Source organism: Pseudomonas fuscovaginae SE-1, assembly GCF_000364705.1.
GTDB lineage: Bacteria > Pseudomonadota > Gammaproteobacteria > Pseudomonadales > Pseudomonadaceae > Aquipseudomonas > Aquipseudomonas fuscovaginae_A.
On record NZ_AQOH01000343.1, the window covers coordinates 1 to 14,331 of the forward strand.

Below are 14,331 nucleotides of genomic sequence, written 5' to 3' on the forward strand. Positions count from 1 at the left end.
GACAACAGGCGCCGATGCCGGAGTGGTCTCGGGCTTGGCCACCAGTTCGGCCGACACCGCCGGCTGCGCCGGAGCAGGCGTTGGTGCCGCAGCGGCAGCCGCCCCTTCAGCCTGCAGCTTGGCCAACTGATCGTTCTTCAGATCGATCAGGCGCTGCAGCTTGTCCAGTTGGCTCTGCAGGTCCTCCATGCGGCTTTTCAGTTCGGCGTTGTCGCGACGGGTCGCATCGAGGCTTTCCTGGGTCATCGCCAGCTTGTCGGTCAGCGCCTTACTGTCGCCGGCCGCCCCCTTGCCCCCCTTCTTGCCGCTCTCGGCCGAAACCAGGCTCAACTTGTCCTTGCGTTCAGCAGCGGCGGGCGCACCCTCGCCACCCTTGTGCCGGGTGGCGTCGAGCTGCTGCTTGCCGCCATGGCCCTGACCCGCACGACGCCCCTGGCGCCAGGCGGCGTTCTGCGCGGCCACCTCGGCAATCGCCTTGGACTGCGGCAGCGCCGTGCTCTGCACGGTATCCGGCAGGCGCAACACCTGGCCGGTCTTGAGCCGGTTGATGTTGCCATCGACGAAGGCTCCCGGGTTCAACGCCTGGATCGCCAGCATGGTCTGCTGCACGGAAGCGCCATTACGCTCCCTGGCGGCGATTTCCCAGAGGGTGTCCTTGGCCCCGGTGGTGTACTGCTTGGCCCGGGTCGGCGCGGTGACCGGTGCGTTCGGCGCGACAGCCGGCTTGGCGGCCTCGCCGGCCGGTGCGTATCTGGACGGATCGAGCAGCACGCTGTAGTCACGCATCAGTCGACCCTGGGGCCACTGCACCTGGACCAGGAAGCGCACATAGGCCTCGGACAGCGGCTTGCTGGAGGTCACTCGAACCACGCTGCGACCATTGGGATTGACGACGGGCGTGAAGGTCAGGTCATTCAGGAAGTCCTGGCGGCTGACGCCGGCATCGCTGAACGCCTGGGGAGAAGCCAGGCTGGGCACGATATCGGAAGCGCTGAGGCCACCGACATCCTGCAATTCGATTTCCACCAGCAGCGGCTGGTTCAGGGTCGACTTGAGGGTCATTTCCCCCAGCCCGAGGGCATGCGCCATACCGGAAGACAGCGCCGAAGCGGCCGCTATTGCTAACACCAGTTTGCGAACTTGAACCATCAGCCTCTTCCTTTGTTTGTGCGTTCCTCGGCCAGCGAGAAGGTGGTGTAGCTGCCTTGCGGCATGGTGTGCAGCCGTGGAAATCACGGTCTCACACCCTGTTGTCGCCGATGCCCCTGCAAGTGCCCCCGGGGCAGCTCACCTTCAGCAACCAACCTGAGCATAGCGTCAGGCCAGAATCATTCTGCAAATTGTCGCCAAGTATCTTTTACAGCGGGTCTTTTATCAACAGCTCGGCCAGTTGCACAGCGTTCAGCGCGGCACCCTTGCGCACGTTGTCCGTGGTCAGCCACAGGTTGAGCTGTGTCGAATCATCCACACCGTGACGAACCCGCCCGACATAGACCACATCCTGACCCACGGCGTCACCGACCGCGGTCGGGTAATCGTCGCCATCGACCAGTTCGATCCCCTCGGCGGCCTCGAGCGCCGCGTTCACCGCTTGCAGGTCGACATCGGCAGCGGCCTGCAGGGACACACTATAGCTATCGCCAAAAAACACCGGGGCTTGAACGCAAGTGACTGAAATTTTTAGTAAAGGTGCTTCCAGCAGTTCGCGCAACTCGTTGACCAGGCGTTTTTCCAGGGGAACATGGCCCTGGGCATCCGGCTTGCCGACCCGGGCCAGCAGGTTGAACGCCACCTGGCGGTCGAACACCCGCGGCTCCAGCGGGCGCATGTTCAACAGCTCGGCGGTCTGCCGGGCCAGCTCGCTGACCGCTTCTCGCCCCTGGCTGGACATCGCCAGGCAGGCGGTCAGGCTCATCTGGCGGATATCCAGCAGGCCCTTGAGCGGCGCCAGGACCACGGCCAGCGCGGTGGCCGAGGCGCTCGGGCTACCGACCTGCACCGGCTTGCCCAGGCTCGACAGAACCCCGGCATTGGCTTCCGGCACCACCTGGGGTGCAGGCAAGGCTCCGGACAGATCGATCACCGCACAACCGGCCGCCGTCGCGCGCGGAGCGAAACTGAGCGTGACCGCCGGCCCCGCGGCAAAAAAAGCCAGCCGGACCTTGGCGAAGTCGAATTCGTCGACCTCACGGACACGCACGTTCTTGCCCCGGAAAGGCACCGACTGCCCCGCCGACTCGCTGCTGGCCAGCAGGTGCAGGTCGGCCACCGGAAAATCCCGCTCCTCGAGGATCTGCACCAGGGTTTCGCCGACCGTGCCGGTGGCACCGATCACGGCAATATCAAGGGACTGACTCATGGGATTCTCCTCAGGCAAAACGGGGGTGCGGCACTTTACCCGTGACCAGGCGGTCAGGCAATTTCTCGATGATGATGCCACGACCGTTGGCGAGCGGACTGTTGTGGCGAGCGGGCTTGGCCGCGCCGGGGCGCGCAGCGGCCCTGAAGCCGGCCACCCCGATCGACCTGATAGTGCGCGGCGACTGCTTGGGGGCTGCTGCGCAGCCCAGCGCGGGCAAGCCCGCTCGCCACAGAAGCCCTGCCTCCACAGAAGCCCATCCCCACTACCCGGCTCACCACAGAAACGGGTCACGCATAAAAAAGCCCGCGACTCTTGCGAGGCGCGGGCTTCGTGCAAGCCTTCGGCGAATCAACGCTCCAGCAGGATCCGCAGCATGCGCCGCAGCGGCTCGGCAGCACCCCACAGCAACTGGTCGCCGACGGTGAACGCGCCGAGGAACTGCGAGCCCATGTTCAGCTTGCGCAGACGCCCTACCGGGATGTTCAGGGTACCGGTGACCTTGGTCGGGCTCAGCTCCTGCATGCTGATCTCGCGCTGGTTCGGCACCAGCTTGACCCACGGGTTGTGCTGGCTGATCAGGCCTTCGATGTCGGCCATCGGCACATCCTTGTTCAGCTTGATGGTCAGCGCCTGACTGTGGCAGCGCATGGCGCCGATGCGCACGCAGATGCCGTCCACCGGAATCGGGTTCTTGAAGCGACCGAGGATCTTGTTGGTCTCGGCCTGGGCCTTCCACTCTTCGCGGCTCTGGCCGTTCGGCAGTTCCTTGTCGATCCACGGGATCAGGCTGCCGGCCAGCGGCACGCCGAAGTTCTCGGTCGGGTAGGCATCGCTGCGCATGGTCTCGGCGACCTTGCGATCGATATCGAGGATGGCACTGGCCGGGTTCGCCAGGTCATCGGCGACCGCCGCATGGGTGGCGCCCATCTGCCGGATCAGCTCACGCATGTTCTGCGCGCCGGCACCGGAAGCGGCCTGATAGGTCATCGCGCTCATCCACTCCACCAGGCCGGCCTCGAACAGACCGCCCAGGCCCATCAGCATCAGGCTGACAGTGCAGTTGCCGCCGATGAAATTGCGGGTGCCGGAATCCAGCTGCTGGTCGATGACCTTGCGGTTCACCGGATCGAGCACGATCACCGCGTCATCCTGCATGCGCAGGCTGGAGGCGGCATCGATCCAGTAACCCTGCCAGCCGGCTTCGCGCAGCTTGGGGAAGACCTCGCTGGTGTAGTCGCCGCCCTGGCAGGTCAGAATCACGTCAAGGGTTTTCAGCTCTTCAATGCTGTAGGCATCCTTCAGCGGAGCAATATCCTTGCCCACGGACGGACCCTGGCCACCCACATTGGAAGTGGTGAAGAACACCGGCTCAATAAGATCGAAGTCCCGCTCTTCCAGCATCCGCTGCATGAGCACGGAACCGACCATACCGCGCCAACCGATCAGACCTACACGCTTCATCGAACTACACCTTTTACAAAAGTGGGTCACCGCTTCCGGGGATGAAAGAAGCGGTGGGCCCGAGAGATTACAGATTCCGCAGCGCCTCGGCTACTGCGTTACCCATTTCCTGCGTTCCGACCTTGGTGCAACCCTCGGACCAGATATCGCCGGTACGCAAGCCGCGGTCCAGCACCACGCTCACCGCCTGTTCGATGGCCGCCGCCGCTTCGTGCAGGTTGAAGCTGTAGCGCAGCATCATCGACACCGACAGGATGGTCGCCAGCGGGTTGGCGATGCCCTGCCCGGCGATGTCCGGAGCCGAGCCATGGCATGGCTCGTACATGCCCTTGTTATTGGCATCCAGAGACGCCGACGGCAGCATGCCGATCGAACCGGTGAGCATCGACGCCTCGTCGGAGAGGATGTCGCCGAACATGTTGTCGGTGACGATCACGTCGAACTGCTTCGGCGCGCGCACCAGTTGCATCGCCGCGTTGTCGACGTACATGTGGCTCAGCTCGACGTCCGGGTAGTCCTTGGCGACCTCCTCGACCACTTCACGCCACAACTGGCTGGACGCCAGGACGTTGGCCTTGTCCACCGAACAGAGCTTCTTGCCGCGCACGCGGGCCATGTCGAAGCCGACACGGGCGATACGGCGGATTTCGCTTTCGCTGTACGGCAGGGTGTCGTAGGACTGCCGCTCGCCGTTCTCCAGCTCGCGGGTGCCGCGTGGTGCGCCGAAATAGATGCCGCCGGTCAGCTCGCGAACGATCAGAATATCCAGACCGGCGACGATTTCACGCTTGAGGCTCGAGGCATCGGCCAGTTGCGGATAGAGGATCGCCGGACGCAGGTTGCCGAACAGGCCCAGTTGCGCGCGGATTTTCAGCAGGCCGCGCTCGGGGCGGATGTCCCGCTCGATCTTGTCCCACTTCGGCCCGCCGACGGCGCCCAGCAGCACCGCATCGGCGGCACGGGCACGGTCCAGTGTCTCGTCGGCCAACGGCACGCCATGCTTGTCGATGGCCGCGCCACCGATCACGTCGTGGCTCAGTTCGAAGCCCAGGTCGTACTTCTCGTTGGCCAGTTCCAGCACCTTGACCGCTTCGGCCATGATTTCCGGACCGATACCGTCGCCTGGGAGAATCAGAATCTGCTTGCTCATGCTTTCCTCATGTCATCTGTCGGGTCGCCCGTGATACCGGGCGACCCGGAAAAAGTCTATCGCTCGGCCCACAGCACCAGTACATCTGTACTGAACGAACCGTCGGCCTCAATCTCAAAATATTTCCGCACTTCGGCCCCCATCGCCTGCTGCAGGTCGCGAATCGCCACCCGCAACTGTGCCGGGGTACGCATGCGCTCGACCCAGGAGTTGAACTCCAGGCGCAGGCGCTGGCGGCCGGTGCCGCGCACGTGCAGGCCCGCCTCGCTGACCTGGCGTGTCCACTCGGCGGCCGAGTAGTCGCGCACATGACTGGTGTCGCGCAGCACCTCGACGCTCTGCAGGTAAGTGTCGAACAACGGGCTGCCCGGCGACATTACGTCGACGAAGGCCGCCACGCCACCCGGTTTCAACACCCGCCGCACTTCCCGCAGGGCCAGGCCGAGATCGCTCCAGTGATGCGCCGAGTAGCGGCTGAAGACGAAATCGAACTCGCCATCGGCGAACGGCAGGCTCTCCGCCGCGCCCTGTACGGTGGCGATATTGTCCAGGCCACGTTCCCTGGCGGCCACGGCGACCACGTCGAGCATCTGCTGCGAGAGGTCGTAGGCGGCCACCTTGGCCACCAGCGGGGCGACGTGAAAGCTCACATGGCCGGCGCCGCAGCCCAGGTCCAGCACCCGCGCATTGGCGTGCCCGGCCAGCTCGGCCTGCAGCAGCGCGAACTCGGCGCCCTGGGCGTGTACGGCGCTGCTCAGGTAAGCAGCCGCCTGTTCACCAAACTGCTTTTGTACCACTTGGCTGTGGGCATTGCTGGTCATGGGTGGTCCTTTTGTCGGATTGCCGGGTGGAATTTGAGGGCCCCCATTCTCGGGCAAGCCCTGCTCCTACAATTCACCGATATTGCGTACGCCCCCAACCTGGCAGGAACAGCGCTTGTCGCAGCGCCGAACCGCCGCAAATGGGGCCCGTCCCGCCGATATCGAATCAGGCGTCGCGGAACAGCCACGGCTGGCTGGCGCGATGCCTGGCCTCGAACGCCGCGATCGCGTCACCGTCCTGCAGGGTCAGGCCGATATCGTCCAGGCCGTTGAGCAGGCAGTGCTTGCGGAACGCATCGACTTCGAAGTGATAGACCTTGCCATCCGGACGGGTCACGGTCTGGGCCGCGAGATCGACGGTCAGTTGGTAACCCGGAGTAGCCTCGACCTGCTGGAACAGCTCGTCGACTTCGCTGTCGCTGAGAATGATCGGCAGCAGGCCGTTCTTGAAGCTGTTGTTGAAGAAGATGTCGGCATAGCTCGGCGCGATGATGCTGCGAAAGCCATACTCGTCCAGCGCCCACGGCGCGTGCTCGCGGCTGGAACCGCAGCCGAAGTTTTCCCGCGCCAGCAGCACGCTGGCGCCCTGGTAGCGTTCGGCGTTGAGCACGAAATCCTTGTTCAGCGGACGCTTGGAGTTGTCCTGGTAGGCATAGCCCACGTCCAGATAGCGCCACTCGTCGAACAGGTTCGGACCGAAGCCGGTGCGCTTGATCGACTTGAGGAACTGCTTGGGAATGATCTGATCGGTATCGACGTTGGCACGATCCAAGGGCGCGACGAGGCCGGTGTGCTGGGTAAAGGCTTTCATGTTGGTTTTCCTCAGATCAATTCGCGAACGTCGATGAAACGGCCGTTGATGGCAGCCGCCGCGGCCATGGCCGGGCTGACCAGGTGGGTACGCCCACCGGCGCCCTGGCGCCCTTCGAAGTTCCGGTTGGAAGTCGAGGCGCAGTGCTCGCCGCTTTCCAGGCGGTCCGGGTTCATCGCCAGGCACATCGAGCAGCCCGGTTCACGCCATTCGAAGCCGGCTTCGAGGAAAATCTTGTCCAGGCCTTCGGCCTCGGCCTGGGCCTTGACCAGGCCCGAGCCCGGCACCACCAGCGCCTGCTTGATGGTCGAGGCCACCTTGCGGCCCTTGGCCACTTGCGCGGCAGCACGCAGGTCCTCGATCCGCGAGTTGGTGCAGGAACCGATGAAGACCCGGTCCAACTGGATGTCGGTGATCGCCTGGTTGGCAGTCAGGCCCATGTACTTGAGCGCGCGCTCGATGGAACCACGCTTGACCAGGTCCGGCTCCTGGGCCGGGTCCGGTACCTTCTGATCGACGGCGAGCACCATTTCCGGCGAGGTGCCCCAACTGACCTGTGGCTTGATCTGGGCGGCATCGAGCTCGACCACGGTGTCGAACACCGCGTCGGCATCGGAGACCAGGTCCTTCCAGGCTTCGACGGCCAGGTCCCATTCCGCGCCTTTCGGGGAGAACGGACGGTCCTTGACGTAGGCGACGGTCTTCTCGTCCGCCGCCACCAGGCCGACGCGGGCACCGGCTTCGATGGACATGTTGCAGATGGTCATGCGGCCTTCGATGGACAGGTCGCGGATCGCGCTGCCGGCGAACTCGATGGCATGGCCGTTACCGCCGGCGGTGCCGATCTTGCCGATGACAGCCAGCACGATGTCCTTGGCGGTCACGCCGACCGGCAACTGCCCTTCGACGCGAACGAGCATGTTCTTCATCTTCTTCGCGACCAGGCACTGGGTGGCGAACACGTGCTCGACCTCGGAGGTGCCGATACCGTGTGCCAGGGCGCCGAAGGCGCCGTGGGTCGAGGTATGCGAGTCACCGCAGACCACGGTCATGCCCGGCAGGGTCGCGCCCTGCTCCGGGCCGATCACGTGGACGATGCCCTGACGCACGTCGTTCATCTTGAATTCGGTGATGCCGAACTCGTCGCAGTAGTCGTCGAGTGTCTGCACCTGGATACGCGACACCTGGTCGGCGATCGCTTCGATTCCGCCCTTGCGCTCTGGGGTGGTCGGTACGTTGTGGTCGGGCGTGGCGACGATCGAGTCGACCCGCCATGGCTTGCGGCCGGCCAGCTTGAGGCCTTCGAACGCTTGTGGCGAGGTCACTTCGTGAATGATGTGACGGTCGATGTAGATCAGCGACGACCCATCATCGCGCCGTTTCACTTCATGGGATTCCCAAAGCTTGTCGTAAAGCGTTTTGCCAGCCATCAGACGTTTCCTCATCAGCTTGTTTCTATGCCCCGGGTCTATTGATGACAGTTCTCAATAACCCTTTGGCTTGTGAGGTCGATGCTATGAGGTTAGAGTGAATAACTCAAATTCATAATTTTTATGCTTTGGATATCCATCTGGAATACTGCTCATGGATCTGGCCAACCTCAACGCCTTTATCGCGATTGCCGAAACCGGCAGCTTCTCCGGCGCCGGCGAACGCCTGCACCTGACCCAGCCGGCGATCAGCAAACGGATCGCCGGTCTGGAACAGCAACTGAACGTCCGGCTGTTTGACCGACTGGGCCGCGAGGTCGGCCTGACCGAGGCCGGCCGCGCCCTGCTACCCCGGGCCTACCAGATTCTCAACGTGCTCGACGATACCCGCCGGGCCCTGACCAACCTGACCGGCGAGGTCAGCGGGCGCCTGACTCTGGCCACCAGCCATCATATTGGCCTGCACCGCCTGCCGCCGTTATTGCGTGCCTATACCCGGCAGTACCCACAGGTAGCGCTGGACATTCAGTTCCTCGATTCGGAAGTCGCTTATGAGGAAATTCTCCACGGCCGCGCCGAACTGGCGGTCATCACCCTGGCGCCGGAACCCCATCACCTGGTCCGTGCGGTGCCGGTATGGGACGACCCGCTGGATTTCGTCGTTGCCCCGGAACATCCGCTGGCCAGCAACGACACGGTCAGCCTGCGGGACATCGCCCACCGACCGGCGGTCTTCCCTGGCGGCAACACCTTCACCCACCACATCGTCCAGCGCCTGTTCGAGGCTCAGGGCCTGACGCCGAACATCGCCATGAGCACCAACTACCTGGAAACCATCAAGATGATGGTGTCCATCGGCCTGGCCTGGAGCGTCCTGCCACGCACCATGCTCGACGAACAGGTCGCGCGCATACCTTTACCGGGCATACAGCTCAGTCGCCAGCTAGGCTATATCCTGCATACCGAACGGACGCTGTCGAATGCCGCACGGGCCTTTATGGCTTTATTGGATGCGCAGACGGATTTGCCGACCTCCACGGCATAAGCCGGTTCTGTCTCAGCCCAGGCCTCTTGCAGCAATAACGTGCCTTTCACCCAAGGACTGCCGTTGATGCCCAAGAACGCTAGCCGTATTCCGCCCTTGCCGCGCATCCATGCCCTCGACCCTCACGAGTCGGAAAAGAGCTGGGAAAGCGCCCCGCAGTTACTGGCCGCCCTCAATGGTGCCCGCCTGGGCGCCTGGTCCTGGAATATCGAGAATGGTCAGGTCAGTTGGTCCCGTGGCACCCAGGCGCTGTTCGGCTTCGACCCGCACCAGCCGCTGCCCAAGGATGTCGACTACCTGGACCTGCTGCCGGTCGAGGACCGCGCCCGCACGCTACGCGCCTTCCGCGCCGTCCTGGCCGGCGAGCCGGTGGAACAGGCCATGCACCACCGCATCCGCTGGCCGGACGGCAGCCTGCACTGGCTGGAGATCAGCGGCAGCCTGCTGCCGGACAAGGACGGCAAGCCACGGATGATCGGGGTGATTCGCGAAGTCACCCAACAGCGCCAGCGCGAACAGGCCCTGAGCAGCTCGGAGAAGCGCTTCGCCACGCTGTTCCACCTGAGCCCCAACATGGTGCTGCTGACCCGTGAGGAAGACGGCCTGATCAGCGAGGCCAACCAGTACTTCGAGAGTCTGTTCGGCTGGCCGGCCCTGCAGGTGATCGGCATGACCACACTGGAGCTGGGCCTGTGGGTCCACCCGGAGGAGCGCGCAAGACTGGTCAGGACCTTGCGCGGCCGAACCGACCCGGTCAGCCAGGAGGTGCAGTTCCGCGCCAGCAACGGCCAGATCCACGACGGCATCCTCAGTGCCCAGCGGGTCGAACTGGAAGGCCAGGCCTACCTGCTCAGCACCTTTCTCGACACCACCGAACGCAAAAACGCCGAGCAGGCCCTCAAGGACAGCCAGGAACGCCTCGACCTGGCCCTGGATTCGGCCCAACTCGGCACCTGGGACTGGCACATTCCCAGCGGCATGCTCTACGGCTCCGCCCGTGCCGCCCAGTTGCACGGCCTGGAGCCACACCCCTTCCATGAATCCTTCGACGCTTTTTTCGACGGTGTCCCTCCCGAGGAACGGGAAAACATGCGCGATGCCTACCGCAGCCTGCGCGAAGGCCCGGCGGGCAACTACCAGGTGACCTACCGGGTGCAGTTGGACAACGGCACCTCGCGCTACCTGGAGAGCCGCGCCCGACTCTATCGTGACAGCGAGGGCAAGCCGCTGCGCATGGCCGGCACCCTGCTCGACATCACCGAACAGGTCGAACGCGAACAGCGCCTGCAGGCCTCGGAAGAAAAATTCGCCAGCCTGTTCCAGGCCAGCCCGGACCCGATCTGCGTGACACTGCAGGACACCGGCCAGTTCATCGAGATCAACCCGGCCTTCACCCAGACCTTTGGCTGGAGCCTGGACGAGATCCGCCATCGCAGCGCCGACCAGATCGGCCTCTGGGAGGACTCGGCCAAGCGCCTGCAACGTATCCAGCAGGTGATCCGCGACCAGGCGCTGAACAATGTCGCGGTGGTCGTGCACCACAAGAGCGGCCAGGCCCTGACCTGCGTGATCAACAGCCGGCAGATCGAGGTCGAGCAACGCCCGTGCATCGTCACCACCCTGCGCGACATCACTCAGCAGCAACGGGCCGAAACCGCACTCAAGGCCAGCGAGGAGAAGTTCGCCAAAGCCTTCCACTCCAGCCCCGATGCCATCACCATCATCGAACGGCAAAGCGGCCGCTACCTGGAGGTCAACGATGGCTTCTGCCGACTGACCGGCTACTCCAACGCCGAGGTCATCGGCCGCACCGTTTATGAACTCGGCATCTGGGCCGACCACAAGGAACGCACCTCGCTCCTCGAGGAACTCAAGGAACGGGGCCACGTCCCCCATCGCGACATGCTCGGGCGCAACAAGCGTGGCGACGTGCTGACAGTGGAGATATCGGTCGAACCGATCACCCTCAACGAAACCGCCTGCCTGCTGATGACCGCCCGGGACATCAGCCAGTTGAAGAACGCCCAGGCGCAGATCCGCCACCTGGCCTATCACGACCCACTGACCAACCTGCCCAACCGGGCCATGCTGACCGATCGCCTGAGCCAGCAGATCGCCCTGCTCAAACGCCACAACCTGCGCGGCGCGCTGCTGTTTCTCGACCTGGACCACTTCAAGCACATCAACGATTCCCTCGGTCACCCGGTGGGCGACACCGTGCTCAAGGTGGTCACCGCGCGCCTGGAGGCCAGCGTGCGCGTCGAAGACACCGTGGCGCGGCTCGGTGGCGACGAATTCGTGGTGCTGCTCAGCGGCCTCGAAGGCTCACGTAGCGAAGTGACGCAAAAGGTTCATGAACTGGCGGACACCATCCGCGAACTGCTGGCCGAACCGATGTTCCTCGACGGCCAGCGCCTGCAGGTGACCCCGAGCATCGGCGTAGCCCTGATCCCGGACCACGGCTCGACCCCCGCCGACCTGCTCAAGCGCGCGGACATCGCGCTGTACCGGGCCAAGGACTCCGGCCGCAACATCACCCAGATGTTCCACAGCACCATGCAGAAGGCCGCCAGCGAGCGCCTGCGCATGGAGAACGACTTGCGCCAGGCGCTTTCCCGGGGCGAGTTCAGCGTGCACTTCCAACCCCAGGTGGACGCCCGCGACAACAGTATCGTCGGTGCCGAGGCCCTGGTGCGCTGGCACCATCCGGAATTGGGCGCGCAATCACCCAACGAATTCATCAAGGTCCTGGAGGACAGCGGGCTGATCCTCGAGGTCGGCACCTGGATTCTCGACCACGCCTGCGAAGCCTTTGGCGTGCTGTTGCGTGAGGGGCTGATCGCCCATTCCTTCAGCCTGTGCGTGAACATCAGCCCGCGCCAGTTTCGCCAGGCCGATTTCGTCGAACGGGTGGAGCGCTGCCTGCTGCAGCACAATGTGCCGTCCTCGATGCTCAAGCTGGAAATCACCGAAGGCATCGTGATCCAGAATATGGAGGACACCATCAACAAGATGCGCCGCCTGAACAAGCTCGGCGTGAGTTTCGCCATGGACGACTTCGGCACCGGCTATTCATCGCTGACCTATCTCAAGCGCCTGCCGGTGGATGCACTGAAAATCGACCAGTCGTTCGTCCGCGACGCCACTCACGACCCCAACGACGCGGAGATCATCCGCGCGATCGTCGCCATGGCCCGCAGCCTGGGGCTGATGGTGATTGCAGAGGGAGTCGAGCTGCCGGAGCAACTGATGTTCCTCGAAGGCCTGGGCTGCCACCTGTACCAGGGCTACCTGCACAGCCGGCCGTTGCCGCTGGAGGACTTCAAGAAGCTCCTCGGGTGAGCATCCCCGTGCTGGGTTCTTGGGGTTAGCATCCTGGTGATGGGTGGAACGGACTTGTGTGGTGAGCGGACCTATGTGGCGAGCGGGCTTGCCCGCGCTGGGCTGCAGGGCAGCCCCAGACCGGCTTCCCCGGTACGTCAGGCGGAATGGGGTAACGGGTTTCAGGGCCGCTTCGCGCCCCAGCGCGGCGGTGCGGCGTTCCGACAAGCCCGCTCGCCACAAGAGATGCATCGAGCTCAAGGCACTCACTCCAAAAAATACAAAACCCCGCCGAGGCGGGGTTTTGTCTTGCAGGCTCGAGCTTAGTGCTGCAGAGCCGGTTGCTGCGTCCCACCGATCGGGATGCGCTTGGCTTTCGCCTCTTCCGGCACGACCCGCAGCAGGTCGATGTTCAACAGACCGTTGCTCAGGCCGGCAGCCTTGACCTCGATATGGTCGGCCAGGCGGAAGGACAACTTGAAGGCACGCTGGGCAATGCCCTGGTGCAGGTAGCTGACGTTTTCAGCCTTGGCCTCGCGCTTGCCGCCACTGACGGTCAAGACGCCCTTCTCGACTTGCAACTCCAGATCTTCTTCCTGGAAACCGGCGGCCGCAATGACAATGCGATACTGGTCTTCGCCGTGTTTTTCAACGTTGTAAGGAGGGTAGCTGCTGCTCGGTTCGTTACGCAGCGCAGTCTCGAACAGGTCGTTGAAACGGTCGAAGCCAACGGAGGAGCGGAACAGTGGAGCCAGAGAAAATGCAGTAGTCATGTCAATCTCCTGAAATTCAGCGAGTGGTTTGATTCGCGACCCGAATTCGGCATCGCGTACCCCTTAGATAGGAACGCCCAAACGCATTTCAAGAGATTGTCGAAAAATTTTTTGGCCGCCCGTTTCAGGCGGCCTCGGACAACGGCAGGCTCAACAGCCGACTGACCGTGTCGCAGTCGGTCTCGCGTCGCACGAGATTGAACAGCTCGACCGCTTCCGGGTAGTTGCGCGTCAGCATCGCCAACCACTGTTTCAGGCGACCCGGCGCCTGGCGCGGCGTGAGCTGTGCCCGGGCCTGCAGCCAGAAGTCCTGAAGCAGCGGCAACAATTCGGCCCAGCCCATCTCGACCACTTCTTCACCGGCACGCTCGGCCGCGATCTGCCGGGCCAGGTCAGGGCGCGACACCAGCCCACGACCGAGCATGAAGTCCTCGGCACCACTGACCTCGCGGCAGCGCCGCCAGTCTTCCAGCGACCAGATGTCACCGTTGGCGAACACTGGCACCTTGACCACGTCCTGCACCCGCGCCACCCATTCCCAATGGGCCGGCGGCTTGTAGCCATCAACCTTGGTCCGCGCATGCACCACGATCTGCGACGCACCGCCTTCGGCCAGGGCCGTACCGCAGACCAGCGCGCCATCCGGGCTGTCGAAACCCAGGCGCATCTTCGCCGTCACCGGAATAGACGCCGGCACCGCCCGCCGCACATGCTCGACGATGCTGTTGAGCAGTTCCGGCTCCTTGAGCAGCACCGCCCCGCCCCGGGACTTGTTCACCGTCTTGGCCGGGCAGCCGAAGTTCAGGTCGATCACCTGCGAGCCCAGCTCGCAGGCCAACGCCGCGTTCTCGGCCAGGCACACAGGATCGGAACCGAGCAACTGCACGCGCAGCGGCACGCCGGCGGCGGTACGGGCTTCGGTGAGCAGCTCGGGAGCGAACTTGTGGTAGTAGGCCGGCGTCAGCAGCGAATCGTTGATACGGATGAACTCCGTGACGCACCAGTCGATTCCCCCCACGCGCGTCAGGACATCGCGCAGGATGTTATCGACCAACCCCTCCATGGGCGCCAGGGCAATTTGCATGGGTGACTCTCATCAAAAAGGCGGATATCGAAAGGCGCGGCAGTTTACGGGGTTCCGGGTAAAACCGGTACAC

The 14,331-nt window shown here is 63.9% G+C and carries 11 protein-coding genes; 2 read left to right on the forward strand and 9 right to left on the reverse strand.

The features are described 5' to 3' along the window. The 7 genes from K675_RS0126815 to leuC form a co-directional block, all read right to left on the reverse strand. A partial coding sequence (locus K675_RS0126815) for a type IV pilus assembly protein FimV (RefSeq protein WP_017906549.1) occupies nucleotides 1-1,149 on the reverse strand: 1,149 nt, incomplete at its 3' end. 208 nt (nucleotides 1,150-1,357) lie between these two features. Then, nucleotides 1,358-2,359, reverse strand: a complete 1,002-nt coding sequence (locus tag K675_RS0126820) for an aspartate-semialdehyde dehydrogenase (RefSeq protein ID WP_017906550.1) — start codon at nucleotides 2,357-2,359, stop codon at nucleotides 1,358-1,360. Between the two features lie 351 nt (nucleotides 2,360-2,710). Next, the gene (gene asd, locus K675_RS0126825) at nucleotides 2,711-3,823 is read right to left on the reverse strand and encodes an aspartate-semialdehyde dehydrogenase (protein ID WP_017906551.1); all 1,113 of its coding nucleotides are present in this window, start codon (nucleotides 3,821-3,823) and stop codon (nucleotides 2,711-2,713) included. Nucleotides 3,824-3,890: 67 nt separating this feature from the next. Continuing rightward, nucleotides 3,891-4,973 carry a 3-isopropylmalate dehydrogenase gene (gene leuB / locus K675_RS0126830; RefSeq protein WP_017906552.1) on the reverse strand — a complete coding sequence of 361 codons (1,083 nt, stop codon included), beginning with the start codon at nucleotides 4,971-4,973 and terminating at the stop codon, nucleotides 3,891-3,893. Between the two features lie 56 nt (nucleotides 4,974-5,029). Beyond that, a complete protein-coding gene (locus K675_RS0126835) occupies nucleotides 5,030-5,794 on the reverse strand; it encodes a class I SAM-dependent methyltransferase (RefSeq protein ID WP_017906553.1) in 765 nt (254 codons plus the stop codon). A 166-nt stretch (nucleotides 5,795-5,960) separates the two neighbouring features. Next, a complete protein-coding gene (leuD, locus tag K675_RS0126840) occupies nucleotides 5,961-6,605 on the reverse strand; it encodes a 3-isopropylmalate dehydratase small subunit (protein WP_017906554.1) in 645 nt (214 codons plus the stop codon). 11 nt (nucleotides 6,606-6,616) lie between these two features. After that, complete coding sequence (gene leuC / locus K675_RS0126845) at nucleotides 6,617-8,035, reverse strand: 3-isopropylmalate dehydratase large subunit (protein ID WP_017906555.1); 1,419 nt, start codon at nucleotides 8,033-8,035, stop codon at nucleotides 6,617-6,619. A gap of 154 nt (nucleotides 8,036-8,189) precedes the next feature. Here leuC and K675_RS0126850 point away from each other — a divergent pair, with 154 nt between their 5' ends. Together K675_RS0126850 and K675_RS0126855 are read left to right on the forward strand one after the other, a co-directional pair. After that, nucleotides 8,190-9,080 (forward strand): LysR family transcriptional regulator, encoded by an 891-nt coding sequence (locus K675_RS0126850; protein ID WP_017906556.1) that lies wholly within the window; start codon nucleotides 8,190-8,192, stop codon nucleotides 9,078-9,080. Between the two features lie 66 nt (nucleotides 9,081-9,146). Then, entirely contained in the window at nucleotides 9,147-12,422 is a 3,276-nt protein-coding gene (locus K675_RS0126855; protein WP_017906557.1) for a PAS domain S-box protein, read from the forward strand. A gap of 302 nt (nucleotides 12,423-12,724) precedes the next feature. Here the strand turns inward: K675_RS0126855 and K675_RS0126860 are convergent, their stop codons facing one another. After that, nucleotides 12,725-13,174 carry an Hsp20 family protein gene (locus tag K675_RS0126860; RefSeq protein WP_017906558.1) on the reverse strand — a complete coding sequence of 150 codons (450 nt, stop codon included), beginning with the start codon at nucleotides 13,172-13,174 and terminating at the stop codon, nucleotides 12,725-12,727. A 124-nt stretch (nucleotides 13,175-13,298) separates the two neighbouring features. Beyond that, complete coding sequence (locus K675_RS0126865) at nucleotides 13,299-14,258, reverse strand: tRNA dihydrouridine synthase (RefSeq protein ID WP_017906559.1); 960 nt, start codon at nucleotides 14,256-14,258, stop codon at nucleotides 13,299-13,301. Between the last annotated feature and the right edge of the window lie 73 nt (nucleotides 14,259-14,331).